The following is a 5278-nucleotide window of genomic DNA, read 5'->3' on the forward strand; positions in this document are numbered from 1 at the left end:
GGCCGCACGAACAGCGTCTCGCCCATGCCCGCCCACTGGCTGCCGAGGCTGGCCGCCATCAGCTGGGCATAGGCCTGGGTGTCGGCCAGTTCCGAGCCCTTGCCCTGGAACAGCGCCTGCGCCATCTGGCGGGCCTGCGCATCGGCATCGGCGCTGTTGCCGACCTGCTGCAGGCGCAAGCGCAGTGCCGTCGCGCGGTCGAGAAAGCGTTGCAGGCTCAGGTCACCGCTGGCGCCCGCATGGGTGGCAGCGTTGGTGCTACCGGGCTGGCCCTGCGCCACCAGCCGCAGCACCGGGCCAAAGGCCGCACCCAGCGGCCCCGCCGCGTCCGGCTTTGCCACCTCGGGCCCCGCCGGCTTCTTGCCCAGCAGGTCCTGCGTCTTGGCCACCAGCGTATCGGACAGCGAGTCCTGGCGGGCGCCGGCCCCACCCTGGTACTCGAGCGACTTCATCAGCGCGATCACCGGCGACTGGCGCGCATCGGCCATCAGCTTGAGCTGCCCGATCGCGGCCGGCAGGGTCGGCGCGGCCTCCCATTGCAGGCTGTTCATGAAGCCCTGCCAGCGTTCCGCGTAATCGGCGAAGTACTGCTCGGTCAGGGCGGCCTGCAGTGCTTCGGCCGAACGGCTCTCAGTCCGCAACTGCGGCTTGCCATCGGTCAGCACCCAGTCATTGGCGATCTCCGTGCGCCTGGCGGCCTGCTCGATCGCGGGGGCCACGTAGCCCTCATAGGCCTGGCGGGTGAAGACCCCGGGCACGATGGCGGTGGCTCGCACCAGCCCCCGGGGATCGGTGCCGGCGGTCAGCGCCGCCAGGGTCTGGTCCGGATACTTGCTGCCAGCGTTCCCCCCAAAGGCCTGGATCACGCCCCGATAGACGGTGTCCTCGGCATTGCGCTCCCCGATCACGGCCAGCAGCGTCTGGCGGGCACCGGCGACCAGCTCGGGCCGCGGCTCGATGCGCCCGGCCGGGTTGGACTTCAAATGCGCCGCATAGAACTTGAACAAGCGCTCGGCAATATCCTGCCGCTCGCCCGGCGTGATCCGGGCCTCGGTGGACCAATGCTGCACCAGCTGCGGGGCCAGGAAGGCCGGCTCGGCGCGCTCGGGGTTAGCCAGCATCAAATAGGTCTTGAGCGCCTGGTGACCGCTCAGCGCCACCCGGTTGGTCGCCGCATCCAGCACCGTGGTCCGCAGTTGCGCAAGATCCACCAGCGACGCCTCCAGATCCCGCTGCACGGGCGTGACGAGCAACTCGCGGCTGGCCTGCGCGTAAGGCTTCCACAGCGCGGCAAGGACCGCCGGATCGCGATTCAGGCCAAAGCGGGTCGCGAGCGGCGCGTGATGCTGGGTACGGTACTCGTAGCGCTCGATCTGCTGCTGCAAGGCAAGGAGCGCGCGCAGGCGCGCAGCCGGGTTGGGGGCCGCCTGGACATCCTGAATCACTTGTTGTGCAGCGCTTACGTCTTGCGCGTTGCGCACGCCGGACACCAGCATGCCGGCGCTCCACAGGCCGATGGCCGTCAGGCCCACGATGGCAGACACCGTGACCGGGTGCCAGCCAACGCGCTGTCCCGGATGGCGGCGGGCGGCTTCGCCCAGGTAATGCCAGAGCGGCAGGTCGATGCTGCTCTGCACGCTCGCATCGCCGGTGACAGGCCGTGGATACGGCGCAAAGACGATGCCGTCCACGGAGATGCGCCGGCGTTGCCGGCCCCCCAATCCGGCAATCCAGTCGGCGAGCGCCTTGCCGCGGGTGTCGAGCCGCTGGGAAAGCTCTCCCATATAGCGGTCGCGGTTGCCCGCCATCAACTGCGCGACGACGCGCTGCGCCAGCTGGTCGCGCAGCGTGCGCAGCGCGCCCTCGATGGCGTCCGCGTCGGCCTGGCGCGGCAGTTCGCAACCGATGACCGGCATGAGGCCGTGGGCCACCGTTCTCGCCTCCGCCACATCCAGCAGGTAGACCGGGGCGGACCAGTGCAGCAATTCCGTGATGCGCGCCAGGCGCATTCCATGGGGATGGGTGCCGCGGCGCTGCGCCTGCAGATCCGCTGCACTATCCGTTGTGAGAATCATCGCGTCCACCGGACGGCGGCGGCGCAGTCGGTAGAGTGCCCTGAGCCAGTCGGCGTCCGGCCAGCCCTCCTTGCCGGTCTTGCTCCATAGCAACACCGCATCGGGGGTGATCAGCCAGCCTTGTTCTGCCAGTTCGGGCAGGAGGCGGGCAATGGCGGCGTCGTCGCCGGTGAGGAGCAGCCAGGGCTGGCGGTAGCGCCAGCGCAGGCCGTGGGTGGATCGAAGCGTGAAACGCAACGCCACCGAGCGAGTCTGTGCCGAAGCCGCACCGGCCTTTGCTTCCGTTTCAGCCGTGTCCAGGATCGCGGGCGGCTCGAGTCCTTGTTCCTTCGACGCTCGTTGCATCGCATGCCGGATCTCCTTGCGCCTGGAAAACGCGAAGGCAAAGGCGGCCAACGCCGCTACGGCGATGCCCGCAACCTCCCGGCTATGCCGGCCGAGCCAAGTACGCAGAAGTTCCATATCGACCGTCATGGCAATATAGGACGAGGCTACTGCCAGTACGCTCGCCAGGATCAGCCACCGGCCCCAAGCACGATTCTTCAACTCAATTTCTCCCAGGTATCGACGGCACGGCCACACACAGATGTGTCCGGTCGCTGCCAGGCGTATGCCACGCAACCAACTGATCCTCTGAATCCTGGCCCGCGGTTTCCAAAGCGATAGCAAGGGCGATCCAGCCGCTGACCGGTCCCGGAAAGCCCATGACATCGTCCAGTGGAAGAACTGCTGGCTTATCCTCGCCCAACGAACACAGCACTGTCAGGAACGCCGCTCGATCTTGCTGCGTACAACCACTAAGCCAGGCGCGTGGCAAGACGCCCGGCCTTCCCTGCATATCCAGCAACTGGCGCACATCGGCAGTGATGGTCCCGGACGACGACGCCATCGGCCGCAAGAGATGTGCCGGTGCGATGCACCGATGCGCGGCCCGGTCCCGCCGGCTTGCCGTGCGAGGTTTCAACAGCAGCGCGGCGGCACCTTCACTGAATACACGTTCGCCTGTATCCGGCCAGATCTGCGCAGCAATGACCAATCGGGCGGGCACTTCGTCTACGTCGAAGCCCTGCTCCATCCATGCGATGCAATCCGCCGGATGGGCGCCAGCGACATGGATATCCACCGACACGCCCGGCGCGGATGCCTCCAGCAGGTGCTTCGTCTTCGTGCTCCATTGCGCCTCTTTTGCCTTTTTTGCCTTTTTTGCCTCTTGCGCCAGCGAGACATCATCAAGCACAAGCCTCACTTCGACAGATTGCAGTTCTGCCAGAACATCCGCGAACCGGTCCGCGATAAGGTTGAGCACTGTCGTGTAGCGACTGTCCGCCTTGGCCTCACCCGCCCAGGGAAACCCGACGGACCGTAACGCATTCACAGGTAGATTCGCGCCTGCGGCGGCAAGTTCGCCTGGCGCCGGGCCAATGGGCAAGAACGCTTGCGCCCGGACGACCGAAAGATCGCGGCGAGCCCAGTCCCGCCATAGCAAGTCAAGGCGTCTGCACTCTTGCTCGCTCTCCTCGGCAAGCAGTTGTCCCCGCTCCCATTTCGTCAGCCTCAGGCCGAACACCAATGCAAAGACAGTGACGGGGAGGCCGATCAGAAAAAGCCAGAATCCCACTTCATTGGTCGGCCTGCCTTGCGGCCACAGCAGCAGTGTGGCGCCAGCACCAAGGCCCATCACGGCCACGAAGACAAGCAGCCAGCTACCGATCCCGATCGGCTGGGGGCGCGCGATTGCCGCCACGTCTGGAATTGGCCAAGGCATGGGTCAACGAACCGACAGTGTGGAGTGGACGGCAAGAATCACGCATCCGCACGCCGCCTTGCAAAGATGCGTCACCAGGGGGCGGCCATCCGACATCATTGTCGTATCGCCCTCGACGATGGGATTGACGCCGTGCCCTGCCCTTGGACAGTAGACAAGATCTCCCAGCAACGCCGCGCGCTTGCCGTTCTCGATGATCGTAGAGGTGGCTGTCATGACATAGCCGTCGTGATCCGTCGGATCACCTTCGAATGCAATCGCGCTCATGGGCAATGGAAACCTTGTAATTCGGTTAAGTCGTTCACTACGTGCGATGCACGCATCACGTGTTGGCGCTCATTCTTCGCCAGCGGGCGTGCTGGCCCACCAGTCACGCTCCAGTCGGCAGTTTTTTCAGGCGGTACATCGACCGGCCGTATTTCTAGTTCACCGGCCTGCAACCGAGAGCCAACACACAGCACCACCGCGAGCAGGAGAACGACCCGGTTAAGCTTTCTCCCAGGCATCCGAATCTTCGCTAAGGTCATCACCTCTCCCCTTCGATCGGGTGATCCTGGTTCGCCACGCAGCGTACGGAATGTGTTGTATTCCTCTTTGGGCCGATGACTTCAGTGAGAATATCTCTTCCGATGATCATGGGATCGCGCGCGTATCGTATGACGTTAAGCCCGGAGACATAGTCGCCACCCGCGTACCCGCGCAATGAGCGCAAGGTGCCGGTCGGTGGCCCCATCGGATCACGCTCCGGGCTGACGCGATACCACTTCGCGTCATACCAGTCCTGCATCCACTCCCATCCATTGGCGTTCATGTCGTACAGCCCCAGCGGATTCGGCGGGAAGATGCCAACCGGAAACAGCATGGCTCGCGTGATTGAAGCGGGCTCTCCGGGATCTGTCGAAACAACCGGCCTGAGCCTCTCTTTCTGCTCACCCGAAGCCATATTGCGCCCCTTGTCCATGTGACCGTTGTCCGTGGCCCAGATGAAGTTCTGCCCACGGCTGCGTGCGGCATATTCCCATTGCGCCTCCGTCGGCAGACTGAACGGCACCCCCGTTTGCTTGCCAAGCCAATGACAATAGTCCCTTGCCCGGTGCCAGTACACGCCGACTGGTATCAACGGATGGCGGTAGAATCCTCGTGGCAACTCAGAGCCGGGCCTCAACTCCATCCCGGCTCGTTCCTGTCCTGTCGCATCCGCGAACACGTCGAACTCCGCGTACGTCGTCTTGTAGCGGGCCATGTTGTATCCCGTCAGCGTTACCTTGTGCGGCGGCTTGTTATCGAGCCCGGTCGTGTAGTACATCTTCTCGGGCGACCACCACGGCCCGAAGTCGCCCATCATGAAGCTGCCGCCCTCGACCCACACCAGGTCCTTGAGCACCTTGCGCTTGAGCTTGGCCACCCGCTCCTCCATGCTGCCCTCGGTCAATGCCAT

The 5278-nt window shown here is 64.8% G+C and carries 5 protein-coding genes; all 5 read right to left on the minus strand.

Translation table 11 applies throughout. From position 1 onward, the window contains the following. On the minus strand, nt 1–2621 hold a 2621-nt coding region (locus tag AB4061_RS40140), incomplete at its 3' end, for an ImcF-related family protein (protein ID WP_441641596.1). A gap of 1 nt (nt 2622) precedes the next feature. Next, the gene (locus AB4061_RS40145; RefSeq protein ID WP_441641597.1) at nt 2623–3819 is read right to left on the minus strand and encodes a hypothetical protein; all 1197 of its coding nucleotides are present in this window, start codon (nt 3817–3819) and stop codon (nt 2623–2625) included. Between the two features lie 24 nt (nt 3820–3843). After that, nucleotides 3844–4107, minus strand: a complete 264-nt coding sequence (locus AB4061_RS40150; RefSeq protein ID WP_183032906.1) for a PAAR domain-containing protein — start codon at nt 4105–4107, stop codon at nt 3844–3846. Beyond that, entirely contained in the window at nt 4104–4367 is a 264-nt protein-coding gene (locus tag AB4061_RS40155; RefSeq protein WP_441641598.1) for a hypothetical protein, read from the minus strand. The genes AB4061_RS40150 and AB4061_RS40155 overlap by 4 nt, the downstream gene beginning before the upstream one ends. Further along, on the minus strand, nt 4367–5278 hold a 912-nt coding region (locus AB4061_RS40160), incomplete at its 5' end, for a formylglycine-generating enzyme family protein (protein ID WP_441641599.1). The genes AB4061_RS40160 and AB4061_RS40155, both read right to left, overlap by 1 nt.

The sequence above is a fragment of the Cupriavidus sp. YAF13 genome (genome assembly GCF_052113425.1).
GTDB lineage: Bacteria > Pseudomonadota > Gammaproteobacteria > Burkholderiales > Burkholderiaceae > Cupriavidus.

What these genes read in the sequence shown, in the direction of transcription:
- AB4061_RS40150 (WP_183032906.1), bottom strand. Translation starts at nt 4,107, where the DNA reads ATGAGCGCGATTGCATTCGAAGGTGATCCGACGGATCACGACGGCTAT.
- AB4061_RS40155 (WP_441641598.1), bottom strand. Translation starts at nt 4,367, where the DNA reads ATGACCTTAGCGAAGATTCGGATGCCTGGGAGAAAGCTTAACCGGGTC.